The organism is Streptomyces sp. SID12501, from assembly GCF_010550245.1.
In the GTDB taxonomy this organism is placed as follows: domain Bacteria; phylum Actinomycetota; class Actinomycetes; order Streptomycetales; family Streptomycetaceae; genus Streptomyces.
The window spans coordinates 1-692 of record NZ_JAAGLU010000209.1; the positions used below are offsets into that span (position 1 = coordinate 1).

A 692-nucleotide genomic window follows, 5' to 3' on the forward strand; every position below is an offset into this window, starting at 1 on the left:
GGCGACGTTGGTCGACAGGAAGACGAGCAGCAGGAGCAGCACGACCGTCGACGCGAGGTCGACGAGCTCGCCCGTCGCCGCCAGGACGATCGCGACGGCGGTGGTGACGAGGATCGCGACGCCGGGGACGGGCCGCCCCGGGCGGCCTCGTCCCCGGTGTCGGGTCGCGTCACTCGGTCGAGAGCGCGTCCTTGATCTTGCCCGTGGCCTTCTCGACGACGTTCGGCTGCGGCGTCGTGCCGTAGAACCGCGGGTCGGGGTGCGTGGGCGGCGGCATGGGCACGCCGGCGGGCGGCTCGGCGACGTACGTGAACTCGCCCAGGCCGTCGGGAGTCGGGCCGGACGCCCACGAGCCCTTGTCGGCGTCGGCGCCGTCGGAGAAGTTGATGTACTGGTAGGACACCTCGCGGTGCTCCTCGTCGAGCGGGAAGCTGCTGGGCACGGGCATCCCCTCCAGGCCCTCCTCCTGCAGCTCGCGGGCCGCGGCGAGCCACTGGTTCTGGTGCATCGTGTCGCGCGCCAGCAGGAACGCGAGCAGGTCCCGCACGCCGTGGTCGTCGGTCATGTGGTAAAGCCGGGCGACCTGGACGCGGCCCTGCATCTCGGCGTTGGCGTTGGCCGTGAAGTCGGCCAGCAGGTTGCCGCTGGCCGTGATGTAGCCCGCGCTCCACTGGTTGACCATCGAGTCGACG

At 71.7% G+C, this 692-nt stretch carries 1 protein-coding gene; it reads right to left on the minus strand.

Features of this window, described 5'->3' with window-relative positions:
* Positions 1–169: 169 nt before the first annotated feature.
* A partial coding sequence (locus G3I71_RS45290; protein WP_203733026.1) for a manganese catalase family protein occupies positions 170–692 on the minus strand: 523 nt, incomplete at its 5' end.